Below are 17,547 nucleotides of genomic sequence, written 5' to 3' on the forward strand. Positions count from 1 at the left end.
TATTGAATTTACCATTGCATTCGCGGGCACGCCCGCTCCCACAAGTTAGGTGCAAAGCTGAATCAGGCGATGGAAGCCAACAGCTTTTCCCACTCTTTGTTTTCTTTCTTCGACACCCCACCCAGCAGGTCCAGGGCCTGGCGCAGGCGGTAGCGCGTCAGGTCGGGACCGAGGATTTCCATGGCGTCCAGCACCGAAACCGAGCTGGCCTGGCCCGTGATGGCGGCGAACATCAGCGGCATGGCGTCGCGCAGCTTCAGCTCCAGCGCTTCGACCACGGCCTGGATGCAACCGGTGATGCGCTCTTTTTCCCACTGACGCAGGCTTTCAAGCTTCCACAGGATCAGCTGGATCACCTGGCGCACCTGGTCGGCCGACAGTTTCTTGCTTTCGAACAGCTTGGCGTCCAGCTTGAGCGCGCCTTCGAAGAAGAACCCGCCCAACGGGGCAACCTGGCTGAAGGTTTCGACCCTGCCTTGCACGTGCGGGGCAATCTTCATCATGTAGTCGCTGTTGAACGCCCACTTCTGCAGGCGTGCGGCAAACTCCTCTACCGGCAGCTCGCGCAGCCACTGGCCGTTGAGCCAGGACAGCTTCTCGATGTCGAAGATCGGGCCGCCCAGCGAGATACGTGACAGGTCGAAGTGCTCGACCATTTCGGCCAGCGAGAACTTCTCGCGCTCGTCAGGCATCGACCAGCCCATGCGGCCAAGGTAGTTGAGCATCGCTTCAGGCATGAAGCCCATGCGCTCGTAGAAGGTGACCGAGGTCGGGTTCTTGCGCTTGGACAGTTTCGATTTGTCCGGGTTGCGCAGCAGCGGCATGTAGCACAGCTTGGGCTGCTCCCAGCCGAAGTACTCGTACAGTTTGATCAGCTTGGGCGCCGATGGCAGCCACTCTTCCCCACGCAGCACGTGGGTGATGCCCATCAGGTGGTCGTCGACCACGTTGGCCAGGAAGTACGTCGGCAGGCCGTCGTTCTTCATCAGCACCTGCATGTCCATGCGGTCCCAGGGGATCTCGACATCGCCGCGCAGCATGTCCGGCACCACGCAGATCCCTTCGCTCGGCACCTTCATGCGGATCACGTGCGGCTCGCCAGCGTCCAGGCGGCGCTGCACTTCTTCGGCGCTCATCAGCAACGCACGGCCATCGTAACGCGGGGTTTCGCCGCGAGCCTGCTGCTCGGCACGCATCTGCTCCAGCTCTTCGGCAGTGCAGAAGCAGTAGAAAGCGTGGCCGGCGTCTACCAGTTCCTTGGCGTATTTGGCGTAGATTTCGCCACGCTCGCTCTGCCGGTAAGGGCCGTGCGGGCCGCCGACATCCGGGCCTTCGTTCCATTCGATGCCAAGCCAGCGCAGGGCGTCGAAGATCTGTTGCTCCGACTCACGCGTGGAGCGCAGCTGATCGGTGTCTTCGATGCGCAGGATGAACTCACCGCCGTGCTGCTTGGCAAAGCAGTAGTTGAACAGGGCGATGTAGGCAGTGCCGACATGGGGGTCGCCGGTAGGCGATGGCGCAATACGCGTGCGTACGGTGGTCATGGAGAGTCTCGAACGAAAGATGAAACAAAGGCGGGATGTTAGCAGGAGGCGGGCACCGGGTTCCAGCAATGGCGCGAACGTCACTTGTCGACGGGCCCTGCGCCGCTGTTAAATTTGTTTACATTTCTGGAACGATAGTCCCCATGCCTGCCCAACTCAAACGCCGCCTGACGCTCTTCTTCGCCCTGGTGGCCATCATCGCCCTCGCCTTCCTGGGCCACTGGTACTTCAAGGGCCGCTTCTACGAGAGCACCGACAACGCTTACGTGCAGGGTGAGATCACCCGTATCTCCAGCCAGCTTGGCGCACGTATCGAAACGGTGCCGGTCGAGGACAACCAGCACGTCAGCAAGGGCGACCTGCTGGTGCGCCTGGAAGCCGCCGACTTTGAGCTGGCGGTCGAACGCGCCCGTGCCGCCCTGGCCACCCGCGAAGCCGAGTACGCACAAGCGCAAAGCCGCCTCACCCAACAAGGCAGCCTGATTGCCGCCGGCCAGGCCCAGTTGGCGGCGACCCAGGCCACATTCGACCGTTCACGGCTGGACCTGAGCCGTGCCGAGAAGCTGCGCAAGCCGGGTTTTGTCTCTGAGGAGCGGGTCACTACCCTGTCGGCGGACAGCCATGTCGCCGGCTCCCAGGTCGACAAGGCCCGCGCCGACCTGCAAAGCCAGCGCCAGCAGGTCACCGCCCTGAACGCCGAACTCAAGCGCCTCGATGCGCAAATCGCCAATGCCCGCACCGACCTGGCCCAGGCCGAACTGAACCTGACCCGCTGCGAAATCCATGCCCCGATCAGCGGCACCATCGGCCAGCGCAATGCGCGCAATGGCCAGGTGGTGCAGGCCGGCGCCTACCTGCTGTCGATCGTGCCGGATGAAGACATCTGGGTGCAGGCCAACTTCAAGGAAACCCAGATCGGCCGCATGCACCCCGGCCAGCGCGCGGAACTGTTGTTCGACAGCTACCCCGACACACCGATCGAAGGCCGGGTGGACAGCCTGTTCGCCGCGTCCGGTGCGCAGTTCAGCCTGCTGCCACCGGACAACGCCACCGGCAACTTCACCAAAGTTGTGCAGCGCATCCCGATAAAACTCACGTTCCACGCCGACAACCCATTGCATGGGCGTATTCGCCCCGGCATGTCGGTGACCGCCACCGTCGACCTGCGCAGCGAAGACGAAGGCCACAATGGCCGGTGACCAGCTGCTGCGCCCCACAGCGGAGCCAACCCGACGCGACTGGATCGCGGTGATGAGCGTGATGCTCGGTGCCTTCATGGCAGTGCTGGATATCCAGATCACCAACTCCTCGCTGAAGGACATCCAGGGCGCTCTGTCGGCGACCCTGGAAGAAGGCTCATGGATTTCCACCTCGTACCTGGTGGCGGAAATCATCATGATCCCGCTGACGGCCTGGCTGGTGCAGCTGTTGTCAGCGCGGCGCCTGGCGGTGTGGGTATCCGGCGGTTTCCTGCTGTCGTCGCTGCTGTGCTCGATGGCCTGGAACCTGGAGAGCATGATCCTGTTCCGTGCCTTGCAGGGTTTCACCGGTGGCGCGCTGATCCCGCTGGCCTTCACCCTGACGCTGATCAAGCTGCCCGAGCACCACCGCGCCAAAGGCATGGCGATGTTCGCCATGACCGCCACTTTTGCCCCCTCCATCGGCCCCACCCTGGGCGGCTGGCTGACCGAGAACTGGGGCTGGGAATACATCTTCTACATCAATATCCCACCGGGCCTGCTAATGATCGCCGGCTTGTTATACGGGCTTGAGAAGAAGGAGGCGCACTGGGAGCTGCTGAAAAGTACCGATTATGCCGGCATCGTCACGCTCGGCCTTGGGTTGGGCTGCCTGCAGGTGTTTCTCGAGGAAGGCCATCGCAAGGACTGGCTGGAGTCGCACCTGATCGTCGGCCTGGGCAGCGTTGCACTGGTCAGCCTGATCACCTTCGTCATCCTGCAGTTTTCCAAGCCTCACCCGCTGATCAACCTGCGTATCCTCGGCAACCGCAACTTTGGCCTGTCGAGCATCGCCAGCCTGGGCATGGGTGTGGGCCTGTACGGCTCGATCTATCTGCTACCGCTGTACCTGGCGCAGGTACAGGGTTACAACGCCTTGCAGATTGGCGAGGTGATCATGTGGATGGGTATTCCGCAGTTGTTCCTGATCCCGCTGGTGCCGCAACTGATGAAGGTGATATCGCCCAAGGTACTATGCGCGCTGGGGTTTTGCCTGTTCGGCGCTGCCAGTTTCGGTTCGGGGGTGCTCAACCCGGACTTTGCCGGGCCGCAGTTCAACCATATCCAGATCATCCGCGCCCTGGGCCAGCCGATGATCATGGTGACCATCTCGCTGATTGCCACCGCGTATATCCAACAACAGGATGCCGGGTCCGCGTCGAGCCTGTTCAATATTCTGCGTAACCTGGGCGGGGCCATCGGTATTGCCTTGCTGGCCACCCTGCTGGATGCGCGCACCAAGGTGTACTTCGACTACCTGCGCGAATCGGTGGTGCCGAGCAACCCACAGGTGGCTGAGCGGCTGGCGCAATTGGCGGAGCGCTTGGGCAATGACAATGCAGCGCTGGGCAAACTTAGCGAAATTACCCACCAGCAGGCGCTGATCATGGCTTACAACGATGCCTTCCACTTTGTCGGGATCGGGTTGGCGGTGAGCATGGTGGCGGTGCTGCTGACCCGCAAGTTGCCGGAAGGGTTGAAGGCTGGGGAAGCCCATTGAGGCTATTACAGATCAGATGCGGTCCCTGTGGGAGCGGGCATGCCCGCGAACACCGGCGCAGCCGGTGCCAGCCACCGCGTTGAATTCTTCGCGGGCACGCCCGCTCCCACAGGGCCCGCGCCCGGCTTCAGCTGCTGATCAACCGCTCCCGCAGCTGCGCAATCTCGTCACGCAACTGCGCCGCAGCTTCGAACTCCAGGTCGCGGGCGAACTGCATCATTTTCTCTTCCAACTGCTTGATGCGCTTGGTGATCTCGCCCGGCGTACGCAGTTCGGCCTCGTAACGGGCGCTCTCCTCCGCCGCCTTGGCCATGCCCTTGCGCTTCTTGCTGCGCGCACCGGGCACGGTGGCACCTTCCATGATGTCGGTGATGTCCTTGACCACGCCCTTGGGCACGATGCCGTTGGCTTCGTTGAAGGCGATCTGCTTCTCGCGGCGGCGCTCGGTTTCGTCGATGGCTCGCTGCATGGAGCCTGTTACGTTATCGGCGTACAGAATGGCCCGGCCATTGAGGTTACGTGCCGCGCGGCCAATGGTCTGGATCAGGGAGCGCTCGGAACGCAGAAAACCTTCCTTGTCCGCATCGAGGATGGCCACCAGCGACACCTCGGGCATGTCCAGGCCCTCGCGCAGCAGGTTGATGCCCACCAGCACGTCGAAGGTGCCCAGGCGCAGGTCGCGGATAATCTCCACCCGTTCCACCGTATCGATGTCCGAGTGCAGGTAGCGCACCCGCACGTCGTGGTCGGCCAGGTAATCGCTGAGGTCCTCGGCCATGCGTTTGGTCAACGTGGTCGCCAGCACTCGCTCGCCTGCCGCGACACGCTTGCGGATCTCGGACAGCAGGTCGTCGACCTGGGTCAGCGCCGGGCGCACCTCTACCTGCGGGTCGACCAGCCCGGTCGGGCGCACCACCTGCTCCACCACGCGCCCGGCATGCTCAGCCTCGTAAGGCCCCGGAGTGGCCGAAACGAAAATGGTCTGCGGGCTGACATCCTCCCACTCGTCGAAACGCATCGGCCGGTTGTCCAGCGCGGAAGGCATGCGGAAGCCGTACTCGACCAGGGTCTCCTTGCGTGAACGGTCGCCCTTGTACATGGCGCCGACCTGCGGAACGCTGACGTGTGATTCGTCGATCACCAGCAGCGCATCGGGCGGCAGGTAATCGTACAGGGTGGGCGGCGGCGCCCCGGCCGGGCGCCCGGACAGGTAACGCGAGTAGTTTTCGATGCCGTTGCAGTAGCCCAGCTCGAGGATCATCTCCAGATCGAAGCGGGTGCGTTGCTCCAGACGCTGCGCTTCGACCAGCTTGTTGGCCTTGTGCAGGTACTCCAGACGCTCCTTCAGTTCTTCCTTGATGCCCTCCACCGCTTCCAGCAGGGTTTCCCGCGGGGTCACGTAGTGGCTCTTGGGGTAGAACGTGAAACGTGGCAGCTTGCGGAAAACCTCGCCGGTCAACGGATCGAAGGCGGCGATGTTCTCCACTTCATCATCGAACAGCTCGATGCGGATGGCTTCCAGATCCGATTCGGCCGGGAAGATGTCGATCACGTCGCCGCGTACCCGGAAGGTGGCGCGGGCAAAGTCCATTTCGTTGCGGGTGTACTGCAGGTCGGCCAGGCGGCGCAGCAGCGCGCGCTGGTCGAGCTTGTCGCCACGGTCCACGTGCAGGACCATTTTCAGGTAGGTCTCGGGGCTGCCCAGGCCGTAGATGCACGACACAGTGGTCACGATGATCGCGTCACGCCGCTCCAGCAGCGCCTTGGTGGCCGACAGGCGCATCTGCTCGATGTGGTCGTTGATCGAGGCGTCCTTCTCGATGAAGGTGTCCGACGACGGCACGTAGGCTTCCGGCTGGTAGTAGTCGTAATAGGAAACGAAGTACTCCACCGCGTTGTTGGGGAAGAATGCCTTGAACTCCCCGTACAACTGGGCGGCCAGCGTCTTGTTGGGCGCCAGCACCAGCGTCGGGCGCTGCACCTGCTGGATGACGTTGGCAATGCTGAAGGTCTTGCCCGAACCGGTCACCCCGAGCAACGTCTGGTGCGACAGCCCCGCCTCGATGCCTTCGACCAACTGGCGGATAGCCTCGGGCTGGTCGCCAGCCGGCTGGAAACGTGTGACGAGCTGGAACTCGGACATGAAGGACCTCGCGGTGCAGCAGCTGTAAATTTAGCCAGTAGTCTATACCCAAATGCGCCCGTTCGGGAGCGCTTTCAAGGCACAGGTGTGGGCGCCTGCAACGGTGGACACGGCATTTAGACCAATGGTCGAAAAATATTTGCGCAAATAGCCCCAAAAGCTGCGCCAGAGTGTCGCGGTGACCGGTCGGTATCACTATACTGACTCCCCGTTTGTGCACCGCTTCAGTGCATTCGGCTGGAGCGTGTACGCCCTATCACACTCCAATCAGAGCCAAGGTAACAATGAGCCTGTTTTCCGCTGTCGAGCTGGCACCCCGCGACCCTATTCTGGGCCTCAACGAAGCATTCAACGCCGACCCACGTACCGACAAGGTCAACCTGGGCGTAGGCGTGTATTGCAATGAGGAAGGCCGCATTCCGCTGCTGCGCGCCGTGATCGAAGCCGAAACCCAGCGTGCCGCCCAGCACGCTTCGCGCGGCTACCTGCCGATCGACGGCATCGCCACCTACGACCAGGCTGTGCAGAAGCTGCTGTTCGGCGCCGAGTCGCCACTGCTGGCCGCCGGCCGCGTGGTCACCGTGCAGGCCGTCGGTGGTACCGGCGCGCTGAAGATCGGTGCCGACTTCCTCAAGCGCCTCTCGCCCAATGCCGTGGTTGCCATCAGCGACCCTAGCTGGGAAAACCACCGTGCGCTGTTCGAATCGGCCGGCTTCCCGGTGCAGACCTACCGCTACTACGATGCGCCGACCAACGACGTCAACCGCGCTGGCATGCTCGAAGACCTCAACGCCCTGCCATCCGGTTCGATCGTGGTGCTGCACGCCTGCTGCCACAACCCGACCGGTGTCGACCTGAACCTGGACGACTGGAAGAACGTCCTGGAAGTGGTCAAGGCCAAGGGCCACGTGCCGTTCCTCGACATGGCCTACCAGGGCTTTGGTGACGGTATCGCCGAAGACGCCTTCGCCGTGCGCCTGTTCGCCGAGTCGGGCCTGGAGTTCTTCGTTTCCAGCTCGTTCTCCAAATCGTTCTCGCTGTACGGCGAGCGCGTCGGCGCACTGTCGATCGTCACCGCCTCCAAGGACGAGAGCACCCGCGTGCTGTCGCAGGTCAAGCGCGTGATCCGCACCACCTACTCCAACCCGCCAACCCACGGCGCAACCATTGTTGCCACCGTGCTGAACAGCGCAGAACTGCGCCAGATGTGGGAAACCGAACTGGCCGAAATGCGCGAGCGCATCCACGGCATGCGCAAGCAGATGGTATCGCTGCTGGCCGAATACGGTGCAAACCGCGACTTCAGCTTCGTTGGCCGCCAGGTCGGCATGTTCTCCTACTCGGGCCTGACCGTTGAACAGGTCACCCGCCTGAAGAACGACTTCGGCATCTATGCCCTGGACACCGGCCGTATCGCGGTGGCCGCGCTGAACCAGAGCAACATCCACGTGGTGACCAAAGCGATCGTGGAAGTGCTGTAACTCATTGTTTTGCCTGGGGGTGGGTTGACTTCTCCCGGGCAATCAGTAAGATACGCGCAGATTCCGCGATAGCTCAGTCGGTAGAGCAAATGACTGTTAATCATTGGGTCCCTGGTTCGAGTCCAGGTCGCGGAGCCAGACATTGAAGAAGCCCCCGGATGCGCAAGCAACCGGGGGCTTTTTCGTTGTTCAGCGGAAGTATGTCAGCGCCTGGTAGATCGAGCGCCGCCCGCGCGGCGCATCGCGAGCAAGCTCGCTCCTACATTTGTTTCGGGCCAATTATTCCTGTGGGATTTGCGCGCGAACGTCTCAGTGCATGGCTCGATGTCGCGCAGTACAAACAAGGCGGTCGCGCGTGTCCGCTACAGGAATACTGGCCCGAAACAAATGTAGGAGCGAGCTTGCTCGCGATGCGCCGCGCGGGCGGCGCTCGATCTACCAGGCAGCACACCCCTCAAGACATGCCTCTTGCAGCCCCACCCCCCTCAACCACTGCGCCCAATCGGGTAAAACGCCCCCCGGCTCCACACCCCAAGCCATTCCTCCCCGTCGATCACATGCGGCACCGCCAGCTCCACCAGTTGGTAAAACACATTGCGATGTATCAGCGCCTCCAGGTTGCTGCGCATCAGCACATACGGTGATGGCTCCTGCGTCAGCGGGTCGATCACCACCCGCAGGGGGTTATCCGGCCCCGCCTCGACCTGGTCCTCGACATTGCTGGTAAAACGCAGCACCTGCTGCTCGCCTTCGCCCTGCACTTCCAGCAACACGGCCACGAACGGCGCATCGTCGACACGAATGCCGACCTTCTCTACCGGGGTAATCAGGAAGTAGTCATCTCCGTCGCGGCGAATGATGGTAGAGAACAGCCGCACCATCGGCTTGCGCCCGATCGGCGTGCCCAGGTAGTACCAGGTGCCATCGCGGGCGATGCGCATGTCGATGTCACCACAGAATTCCGGGTTCCACAGGTGCACCGGCGGCAGCCCCTTGGCCTTGGGGATCTGCGCCAGAAGGTCATTGGCCTTGCCGGAGTTGCTCATCACGCTTGCCTCATTCACTCATGCCCAGAAGGCTACGAGCGTACTCGCGCATCGGCGCACCAAGCAAATCCTCCGGGGTGTTGTCGTGGAACGTCAACAAACCGCCACGGCTCTTGATGCGTGCGGTGTCGATCAGATAGCGGGTACTGGTTTCGATCAGCATCATCTGCACCACGCCAGTGTCCCAGCCCAAGCGGTCGACGGCCTGCTCGTCATACCACTCGTCACCATTGCCGATGCGATCGTCGGTACGTGCGAAGCGCGTGTACAACACGTAGTCCGCACCTACCGAGCGCGCCTGGGCGATGGCCTCTTCGAGGCCCAGCGGGCCCTGGGCGCGCCGTACCATCGGGAAGTATTCGACGAAGCTCTTGAAGGCCTGCTGGGCCACTGCATTCTGCCGAGGCACCGGCCCCTCGCCCGGCGGCACGAATGCACCCTGGCCAATGAAGATGAACGAATCAGGCTGCAGGCGGATCGACAAGGTGCGACGAGTTTCGCTGTGGTCCAGCAGACCGGCATCGCTCATGTGATAGCGGACGCCTTCGCCCATATCGCTGACATTCATGCAGCCGCCCAGCGCCATCAGCGCCAGCAGCAAGACCAGGCTACGCATCTTTCCTCCAGTGGCCGGCGACGAAAAACCGGCGAATAGCCGGCGGATGCAGCTTTTGCGCCAGCTTCAGCCACCGATCACTTTCATGACGGTCACGCCGCCGGAAAAGGCCACGTCCTGCTTGTCAGCCAAAGCCTTGACCAACAACCGCTGCAAGGCCGGCAGCGCCTGATGACGCGGTTTTTCCAGCAGGTCGCCGACGAAGTGCCGGTTACCTGACGACAGGCAGCCATGCAGCCAGCCCGTAGAAGACAGGCGCAACCGCGAGCAGGTACGGCAAAACGGCACGCTTTCGTTGGCAATGACGCCGAAGTGGCCCCTGCCGGGGATGTGGTAACGCATGGCAGTGGCGTCCAGCGGCGCATTCACCTGGGCGTAGGCATGCTGGCCGCCGATCAGCGCAAGCAGCTGGTCGAGGCCTACAAACTGCTGGAGGAAGGCGTTGCGATCGTGAGAGAGGTGGCCCATGCGCATCAGTTCGATGAAGCGCAGCTCGAAGCCGCGCGCGAGGCAGTAATCCAGCAGGGGCAGTACCTGATCAAGGTTTTTCCCGCGCATCGGCACCATGTTGACCTTGATTCGCATACCCAGGGCGCTGGCCTGCTCCATTCCATCCAGCACAGTGCTCAGGTCGCCGCCACGGGCAATCTGGCGGAAAGCCAGCGGGTCGAGGGTGTCGAGGGAAACGTTCAGCCGACGAATCCCGGCCGCCTGCAGTTGCGGCAACTTGCGCGCCAGCAACTGGCCGTTGGTGGTCAGCGAGACGTCGTCAAGGTCGAGTTTGGCCACGGCAGCCAGAAAGGCATCCAGGCGCGGGCTGACCAGTGGCTCACCGCCAGTAATCCGCAGGCGCTCGATGCCGGCGGCTTCGATCAGGTAGGCCACGCCACGGGCCAGGGCATCCGCAGACAACTCGTCCTGCGCCGCCACCAGCCGCTTGCCGTCGGGTACGCAGTAGGTGCAGGCGTAGTTGCAGGCAGCCGTCAGGCTGACGCGCAGGTTGCGAAAGCGCCTGCCTTGACGATCGACAATCATGAATGACTCCGGCATGGATGAAGGGGCCGGCAAAACCTGACTCATAAATCAGGTTTTTGCAAGCCCCAATGCGCAATGCCGAATTTCCAAACGATAGCCAAACGCTTCGGGCTGCACTGCCGCGCAGCGAAAGCACGACGCCGTTTCGCTAAATGCTCAGTTCGAGGGTTCCGGGTCGCGCTTGCGCTTGTTGCCCATACGCACGCCAATGTCCATCAGGAACTGGAAGAAGCCTTCCTGGTCTTCCAGTACGTTGCTCCAGAACGGCGAGTGGTACAGCGCCACAGCGCCGTGCACCAGCGCCCAGGCAGCGCAGTAGTGGAAATACGGCGGCACGTCTTCGAGCTTGCCTTCGCTGATACGGCCCTTGATCAGCTGGGTCAGGCGGTCGAAATTGGAGGCACGGATGCTGTGCAGCTGCTCGACCATTTCCGGCACCTGATTGCCCTTGACCACCTTTTCTTCAAGGCGGTCGAACAGCCGGTAGCGTTGCGGGTCGCGCATGCGGAACTCGAAGTAGGCGCGCGACAGCGCTTCCTTGTCACGGTCAACGTCGGCCGAGTGCAACAGCTCGTTCAGGTCACGCTCGTAATCGAGCATCAGGCGCAGGTAGATCTCCGCCTTGGACTTGAAGTGCTTGTAGATCGTGCCTTTGCCGATGCCCACGGCGTCGGCGATCATCTCGACGGTGACGCTGTCTTCACCTTGCTCGAGAAACAGCTTGAGCGCGGTATCGAGGATTTCCTGTTCGCGACGGCGAAACTCACGGACCTTACGAGGTTCTTTCTGCATGGGAAGGACTGGATGACAATCGAAGCGGTTTATTATGCCTAACTTGCGGGAAATTGCACGGATCATCCACGCATGTCTGTGTTTCACGATGCATACGGCCATGCGCTGCGGGAGGAACGAAACGTTGGCGTATTCCAAATCTGTTTAAAAAACGTCCAATATGCACTGGCACTGCGCCAAACCTGACCAATACTTGAAGTGTTGGCGCGGCGCATCCCCCCCAGTGGCGCGCCGATAAAGGTGCTCAGGGACCGCGTACCTTTGTTTTACTCCTAATGGTCTTAACCCGGATTCCTCCCCCAGAACCCGGGTTTTTTTTGTGTTTTTGTGGGGAGGATGGTGTGACGGCTGTCAGGTGCGTGCCTCACACAATCTCTAACCCCGGTAAATCAAGCCACCCGCGCCAATGGGAACAATCGCTTGAAATTTGCCGTGGTCTGCTCCGCCAACTGCTCATAACTGGCCCCACGCAGCGAAGCCACATACTCCGCCACCTCCCGCACATACTGCGGCAGGTTCGGCTTGCCCCGGTGCGGAATCGGCGCCAGGTAGGGCGAATCGGTCTCCACCAACAAGCGATCGACCGGCACCTGCCGCGCCACTTCCCGCAAGGCATCGGCATTGCGGAAGGTAACGATGCCCGACAGCGAAATGTAATAACCCAGGTCCAGCGCGGCCTTGGCCATGTCCCAGTCCTCGGTAAAGCAGTGCAGCACGCCAGCCTGCGGCAGGTTGGCCTCACGCAGCAGCGCCAGGGTATCGGCGCGCGCCGCCCGGGTATGCACGATCACCGGCTTGCCGGTCTGCCTGGAAGCCTCCAGGTGCAGACGGAACGAGGCCTGCTGCAGCTCGGCAGCCTCCGGCTCGTAGTGGTAATCCAGCCCGGTTTCACCAATCGCCACCACATGCGGGTGGGCCAGTTCGCGCAACAACCATTCCAACGCCGGGGTTTCGCCAGGGGCCAGGTCCAGCGGGTGCACGCCCACCGAGCAGTCGACGTCAGCGTACTGCTCGCTCAGCGCCTTCACTGCACCCGCATTCTCGGCACTGACGCCAATGCACAGAAAATGCCCGACCCCACGCTCACGCGCCGCCTGCAGGGCAGCGTCGAGGGAGCCCTGGTGAGCAGTGAGGTCAAGACGGTCGAGGTGGCAATGGGAATCTACGAGCATGGGATAACGGCACACATGAAAAATGGAAAATCAGCGGGCACCCGGCAGTTGCAGCCAGTGAGCCAGCAGCGATTCAAGCAACAAGGCGCGGTTGAGGTTGGCCTTGCCCAGTACCTTCTGGCGCTGTTCGAGGATCCATGCCTGCACCTCCAGCACCTTGGCCTGGCGGCTCTTCTGCGCCAGGTATTGCACGACCTTGCGCATATCGGCCAAGCCTAACCCTTCTTCGTCCTGGGTCAACTGGTAGCGCAGGATCAGGTGCGTCCAATCGCAGAACCAGTCGAACAGCAGCAACAACGGCACACCGCTCCAGGCATCGGCCAGCTGGCTGGGCGATTGCTGCTGCTTGAGCAGCTTCTTCACCCCATCGGCCACCAGCGCGCGTTGCTCGCGCACGCCCTGCGCCTGCAGGCTGACCGCCATCAATGGCGAACCTGCCGCCAGCGTCAGCAGCTCATCGCGCTCGACCTCGTCGCAGTCGGGTAACGCGCCAGCCAGCCATGCCTGGCTCTGGGCCAGACTGGGCTGCGGACAGGCCACCTGCTGGCAGCGGCTCTTGATCGTCGGCAACAGACGGCTGGGCTGGTGCGTCACCAGCAACAACACGGTATCACCGGAAGGTTCTTCAAGGCTTTTGAGCAGGGCGTTGGAGGCGTTGACATTCATCGCCTCCACCGGCTCGATCAACACCACCTTGCGCCCGCCCAACTGCGCGGTCTGCACCACAAAGGCCACCAGCTCGCGTACCTGGTCGACCTTGATCGGCTTGTCAGCCTCCTCCGGCTCGAGGACGAAGTTGTCCGGGTGGCTGCCGGCCTTGAGCAACAGGCACGACTTACACGCCCCACAAGCGTCCAGGCCCTGCGGCTGCTGGCACAACAGGCGCGCCATCAGACGCTCGGCCATGGCTCGCTTGCCAATACCCTGCGGCCCATGCAGCAGGTAAGCGTGGGCGTGGCGGCTGCGACCGGCCAGTTGCTGCCACAGCGCCTGCTGCCAAGGGTAGGCCTCAGCCACGGCAACGCTCCAGAATGCCTGGCAGCAGAGCGTCGATGTCACGCTGCACCGCCTCCAGGGATTGTGCCGCATCAAGCAGGCTGTAGCGCTGTGGCGCGCCCTGGGCGCGCTGCAGGTACGCCTGACGCACCGCCTCGAAGAACGCCTGCCCTTCCTGCTCGAATCGGTCCAGGCGACCACGGGCGGCGGCGCGCGCAAGGCCCACTTCCACCGGCAGGTCGAAGACCAGGGTCAGGTCCGGGCGCAGGTCGCCCTGGACGAATTGTTCCAGAACCGCGATACGCTCGACCGACAAACCACGACCGCCGCCCTGATAGGCATAGGTGGCGTCCGTGAAACGGTCACACAGCACCACAGCCCCGCGGGCCAGCGCCGGGCGGATGACCTGCGCCAGGTGCTGGGCGCGGGCGGCGAACACCAGCAGCAGCTCGGTGTCGGCCGCCATGCCTTCGTCGCTGGGCGTCAGCAACAGTTCACGCACCTTTTCCGCCAGCGGCGTACCGCCTGGCTCACGGGTCAGCACCACGTCCAGGCCGTGCTCGCGCAGGCGCGCGGCCAGGTAGTCGCGATTGGTGCTCTTGCCCGCGCCTTCGGGGCCTTCCAAAGTAATAAACAAGCCGCTCACAGGCAGTCCTTAATGTTGTTCGTCAGGCGTCGGCCGCTCGGCCGCTTGCGCACCGCCGGCAGGGGCATCCTGCGCGGGCGCTTCATCGGGGGCTGGCTGCGCAGTTGGCTCATCCGCTGCTGACGGGTCCGCTGCTGGGGGCTCAGGGCGCTGCGCATCGTCGGCGCCCGATGCCTGTTCGGCATCATCGGCACCTGGCTTGGCCTCTTGCTGCGGCGCGGGGCTGGAGCGGTAGTCCGACCGGCGCTTGAGCTGGAACTCGCGCACTGCCGAATTGTGGTCGTCGAGGTCGTCGGAAAACACATGGCTGCCATCGCCGCGGGCGACGAAGTAAAGACTGGTGCCATTGGACGGGTTCAGCGCCGCGTGAATCGCCTCGCGGCCGACCATGGCGATCGGGGTCGGCGGCAGGCCGGTCATGGTGTAGGTGTTGTAAGGCGTAGGCTCGCGCAGGTCCGCGCGGGTGATCCTGCCGTTGTAGCGCTCACCCATGCCATAGATAACCGTCGGGTCGGTCTGCAGCATCATACCCAGGCGCATGCGCCGCACGAACACGCCGGCGATCTGCCCGCGCTCCTGCGGAATGCCGGTTTCCTTTTCTACCAGGGAGGCCATGATCAGCGCCTGGTACGGGTCACGATACGGCAGGTCGGTGGAACGCTCGGCCCACTCCTTGGCCAGCACCTCGTCCAGACGCATGTAGGCCTGCTGCAGCAACTCGACATCGCTCATACCCCGCACGAAGCGGTAGGTGTCGGGGAAGAAGCGGCCTTCGGGGAACACACCGGTATGGCCGAGCTTGTCCATGACCTCGGCATCCGACAAGCCCTCCAGGGTATGCTTGATCTTTTCATGCTTGGCCACGGCCGCACGCACCTGGCGGAAGGTCCAGCCTTCGACCAGGGTGAGGTTGTACTGCACCACGTCGGCACGGCGCCAGGCGTCGAACAATTGCTCGACGGTCATGCCAGGGGTAAGACGGTACTCGCCGGTGTGCAGGGGGGTGCCGGCCATGTTGAAGCGCCAGTACAAACGCAACCAGACAGCGTCGTCGAGCAACCCTTCCCTTTGCATGCTGTAGAACATGCGGTTGGGGTTAGTGCCATTGGGCACATCCAGCAGGCGTTCCTGCGTGATGTGCAGGGGCTGCTCCAGGACCGAGTTGACCTTCCAGGCCGACCAGCCAAACACCAGGCCGGCAAGGATCAAGCCCATTTCCAGCAACAGCAGGAATTTACGTCTCACGAATTCAGGTTTCCAGTAACGTACGGGCAACGGCCTGCAGTTTACGAGTGAGCGGGCCCGGCGACCAGTTTAGCGCGGCTACGCCACGCACGGGCCAAATGCCGTAAACGCTATTGCAAACAAATACTTCATTCGCTTGCTCCAGCGCCTCGAACGACAGGTCGCAGACCTGTACCGCAATACCCAGCAGCGGGGCCTGTTCCAGCAGTGCGGCACGCATCACGCCCGCCACGCCACAACGGCTAAGGTCGGCGGTAAGCAGCACGCCATCGCGCACCAGAAACAGATTGCTGTATACCCCTTCGATCACCCTGCCCTGCGCGTCACGCATCAGGCCTTCGGCATGGTCGCTGTCCTGCCATTCGGCACGGGCCAGCACCTGCTCCAGGCGGTTAAGGTGTTTGAGGCCGGCCAGCAGTGGTTGTTCCCCAAGCCGGGTATGGCAAGGGAACAAACGCACGCCATGCTCAGCATGCTCGACAGGATAACGGGGTAATGGGCTGCCTTGCAGGATACGCCGCGGCGCTGCATCGACAGCTGGCGCATAGCCACGCTGGCTATCGCCACGGGTAAGGATGAGTTTGACGACACCCTCACCCAGCTGGCTGGCGTAGCGCAGCAGCTCGTCGCGCACCAGCGCCAGATCGGCGTTGATCGCCAGGCGCTGGCAGCCCAGTGCCAGGCGTGCGAGGTGGCCGTCCAGCAAGCTGGGCCGGGCGCCTCGCACAGCGATGGTTTCGAACAGGCCATCGCCATAGGCCAGGCCGCGGTTCTGCAGGTTGAGTGCAGTCGCCGGCTGGCCGTCGATCCAGCTGTGCATCAGCCGGCAAACCGGCGGAATACCAGCGAGCCGTTGGTGCCGCCAAAGCCGAACGAGTTGGACAGCACCACGTCGATCGGCATGCTGCGCGCCTGGTGGGGAACGAAGTCGAGGTCACACCCCTCGTCCGGCTCGTCCAGGTTGATGGTCGGCGGGGCCATCTGGCTATTGATGGCCAGCACGCTGAAGATCGCCTCCACCGCGCCCGCGGCGCCCAGCAAGTGACCGGTCATCGACTTGGTCGAGCTGACCGCCAGCTTGTAGGCATGCTCGCCGAACACGCGCTTGATCGCCGCCACTTCGGCCACATCGCCCGCCGGGGTAGAAGTGCCGTGGGCGTTGATGTAGCTGACTTCTTCCGGCTGGATACCGGCATCGCGCAAAGCGTTGGCCATGCAGCGGGCAGCGCCCTCGCCAGAGTCGGGTGGCGAGGTCATGTGGTAGGCGTCGCCGCTCATGCCAAAGCCAACCAGCTCGGCATAGATAGTCGCACCGCGGGCCTTGGCGTGCTCCAGCTCCTCGAGCACCAGGGCTCCGGCACCGTCGGACAATACAAAGCCGTCACGACCCTTGTCCCACGGGCGGCTGGCCCGGCTGGGTTCATCGTTGCGGGTAGACAGTGCGCGCGAAGCGCCAAAACCGCCCATGCCCAGACCACAAGCGGCCATTTCGGCGCCACCGGCGATCATCACGTCAGCCTCACCGTAGGCGATATTGCGCGCGGCCATGCCGATGCAATGGGTGCCAGTGGTGCACGCAGTGGCGATGGCATAGTTCGGCCCTTGCAGACCCAGGTGGATCGACAGGAAACCGGAGATCATGTTGATGATCGAACCCGGCACGAAGAACGGCGAAATGCGGCGCGGCCCTGAATCGTGCAGGGTGCGGCTGGTTTCTTCGATGTTGGTCAGACCACCGATACCCGAGCCCATGGCCACGCCAATACGCTCGCGGTTGGCATCGGTGACCTCCAGGCCGGCATTACGCACGGCCTGGAAACCAGCCGCCAGGCCGTACTGGATGAACAGGTCGAGCTTGCGGGCCTCTTTGGCCGACAGGTACTGCTCAACCTCGAAGCCTTTCACCGAGCCGCCAAAACGGGTGGAGTAGGCAGACAGGTCCGTGTGTTCGATCGGACCGATGCCACTGCGGCCAGCCAGAATGCCCTGCCAGGTGCTCGGTACATCGGTACCCAGTGGCGACAGCATACCCATACCGGTGACCACGACGCGTCTACGCGACACAGTACTCTCCTTTTCTAATAACAGAGTC

At 62.8% G+C, this 17,547-nt stretch carries 15 protein-coding genes and 1 tRNA gene; 4 read left to right on the forward strand and 12 right to left on the reverse strand.

Features of this window, described 5'->3' with window-relative positions; genetic code table 11:
* Nucleotides 1-62: 62 nt before the first annotated feature.
* On the reverse strand, nt 63-1,544 hold the full coding sequence (gltX, locus tag ACF8O8_RS20050; RefSeq protein WP_010952995.1) for a glutamate--tRNA ligase: 1,482 nt from the start codon (nt 1,542-1,544) through the stop codon (nt 63-65).
* Nucleotides 1,545-1,687: 143 nt separating this feature from the next.
* Here gltX and ACF8O8_RS20055 point away from each other — a divergent pair, with 143 nt between their 5' ends.
* Both ACF8O8_RS20055 and ACF8O8_RS20060 read left to right on the forward strand, forming a co-directional pair.
* Nucleotides 1,688-2,743: an HlyD family secretion protein gene (locus tag ACF8O8_RS20055; RefSeq protein WP_049586797.1), complete on the forward strand. Its 1,056-nt coding sequence runs from the start codon at nt 1,688-1,690 to the stop codon at nt 2,741-2,743.
* A 49-nt stretch (nt 2,744-2,792) separates the two neighbouring features.
* Entirely contained in the window at nt 2,793-4,283 is a 1,491-nt protein-coding gene (locus ACF8O8_RS20060; protein ID WP_172402858.1) for an MDR family MFS transporter, read from the forward strand.
* Between the two features lie 127 nt (nt 4,284-4,410).
* On the opposite strand, the gene uvrB is transcribed toward ACF8O8_RS20060, so the two are convergent.
* Nucleotides 4,411-6,426: an excinuclease ABC subunit UvrB gene (gene uvrB, locus ACF8O8_RS20065; RefSeq protein WP_010952992.1), complete on the reverse strand. Its 2,016-nt coding sequence runs from the start codon at nt 6,424-6,426 to the stop codon at nt 4,411-4,413.
* A 284-nt stretch (nt 6,427-6,710) separates the two neighbouring features.
* Here uvrB and ACF8O8_RS20070 point away from each other — a divergent pair, with 284 nt between their 5' ends.
* Together ACF8O8_RS20070 and ACF8O8_RS20075 are read left to right on the forward strand one after the other, a co-directional pair.
* Nucleotides 6,711-7,907 carry an amino acid aminotransferase gene (locus tag ACF8O8_RS20070; RefSeq protein WP_010952990.1) on the forward strand — a complete coding sequence of 399 codons (1,197 nt, stop codon included), beginning with the start codon at nt 6,711-6,713 and terminating at the stop codon, nt 7,905-7,907.
* A gap of 62 nt (nt 7,908-7,969) precedes the next feature.
* Nucleotides 7,970-8,045, forward strand: a tRNA-Asn gene (locus ACF8O8_RS20075).
* A gap of 347 nt (nt 8,046-8,392) precedes the next feature.
* On the opposite strand, the gene ACF8O8_RS20080 is transcribed toward ACF8O8_RS20075, so the two are convergent.
* The 10 genes from ACF8O8_RS20080 to fabF all read right to left on the reverse strand — a co-directional run bounded on the left by ACF8O8_RS20080 (nt 8,393) and on the right by fabF (nt 17,519).
* The gene (locus tag ACF8O8_RS20080) at nt 8,393-8,953 is read right to left on the reverse strand and encodes a DUF1285 domain-containing protein (protein ID WP_392510322.1); all 561 of its coding nucleotides are present in this window, start codon (nt 8,951-8,953) and stop codon (nt 8,393-8,395) included.
* Nucleotides 8,954-8,963: 10 nt separating this feature from the next.
* Nucleotides 8,964-9,569 (reverse strand): DUF4823 domain-containing protein, encoded by a 606-nt coding sequence (locus ACF8O8_RS20085; RefSeq protein ID WP_010952988.1) that lies wholly within the window; start codon nt 9,567-9,569, stop codon nt 8,964-8,966.
* A 66-nt stretch (nt 9,570-9,635) separates the two neighbouring features.
* Entirely contained in the window at nt 9,636-10,604 is a 969-nt protein-coding gene (locus tag ACF8O8_RS20090; protein ID WP_392510323.1) for a GTP 3',8-cyclase MoaA, read from the reverse strand.
* Between the two features lie 156 nt (nt 10,605-10,760).
* On the reverse strand, nt 10,761-11,396 hold the full coding sequence (locus ACF8O8_RS20095) for a TetR/AcrR family transcriptional regulator (protein WP_003247170.1): 636 nt from the start codon (nt 11,394-11,396) through the stop codon (nt 10,761-10,763).
* Nucleotides 11,397-11,785: 389 nt separating this feature from the next.
* Nucleotides 11,786-12,568 (reverse strand): TatD family hydrolase, encoded by a 783-nt coding sequence (locus tag ACF8O8_RS20100; RefSeq protein ID WP_010952986.1) that lies wholly within the window; start codon nt 12,566-12,568, stop codon nt 11,786-11,788.
* A gap of 30 nt (nt 12,569-12,598) precedes the next feature.
* Nucleotides 12,599-13,585, reverse strand: coding sequence for a DNA polymerase III subunit delta' (locus tag ACF8O8_RS20105; protein WP_392510324.1), 987 nt, complete (start codon nt 13,583-13,585; stop codon nt 12,599-12,601).
* Nucleotides 13,578-14,210 carry a dTMP kinase gene (gene tmk / locus ACF8O8_RS20110; protein ID WP_012053289.1) on the reverse strand — a complete coding sequence of 211 codons (633 nt, stop codon included), beginning with the start codon at nt 14,208-14,210 and terminating at the stop codon, nt 13,578-13,580. Before tmk ends, ACF8O8_RS20105 begins: the two co-directional genes overlap by 8 nt.
* A 9-nt stretch (nt 14,211-14,219) precedes the next feature.
* Nucleotides 14,220-15,455: an endolytic transglycosylase MltG gene (mltG, locus tag ACF8O8_RS20115; protein WP_392510325.1), complete on the reverse strand. Its 1,236-nt coding sequence runs from the start codon at nt 15,453-15,455 to the stop codon at nt 14,220-14,222.
* A 4-nt stretch (nt 15,456-15,459) separates the two neighbouring features.
* Entirely contained in the window at nt 15,460-16,275 is an 816-nt protein-coding gene (pabC, locus tag ACF8O8_RS20120) for an aminodeoxychorismate lyase (RefSeq protein ID WP_010952939.1), read from the reverse strand.
* Entirely contained in the window at nt 16,275-17,519 is a 1,245-nt protein-coding gene (fabF, locus tag ACF8O8_RS20125; protein ID WP_010952938.1) for a beta-ketoacyl-ACP synthase II, read from the reverse strand. The genes pabC and fabF overlap by 1 nt, the downstream gene beginning before the upstream one ends.
* Nucleotides 17,520-17,547: the final 28 nt, after the last annotated feature.

This window comes from Pseudomonas sp. TYF_14 (assembly GCF_043105275.1).
Lineage (GTDB): Bacteria > Pseudomonadota > Gammaproteobacteria > Pseudomonadales > Pseudomonadaceae > Aquipseudomonas > Aquipseudomonas alloputida.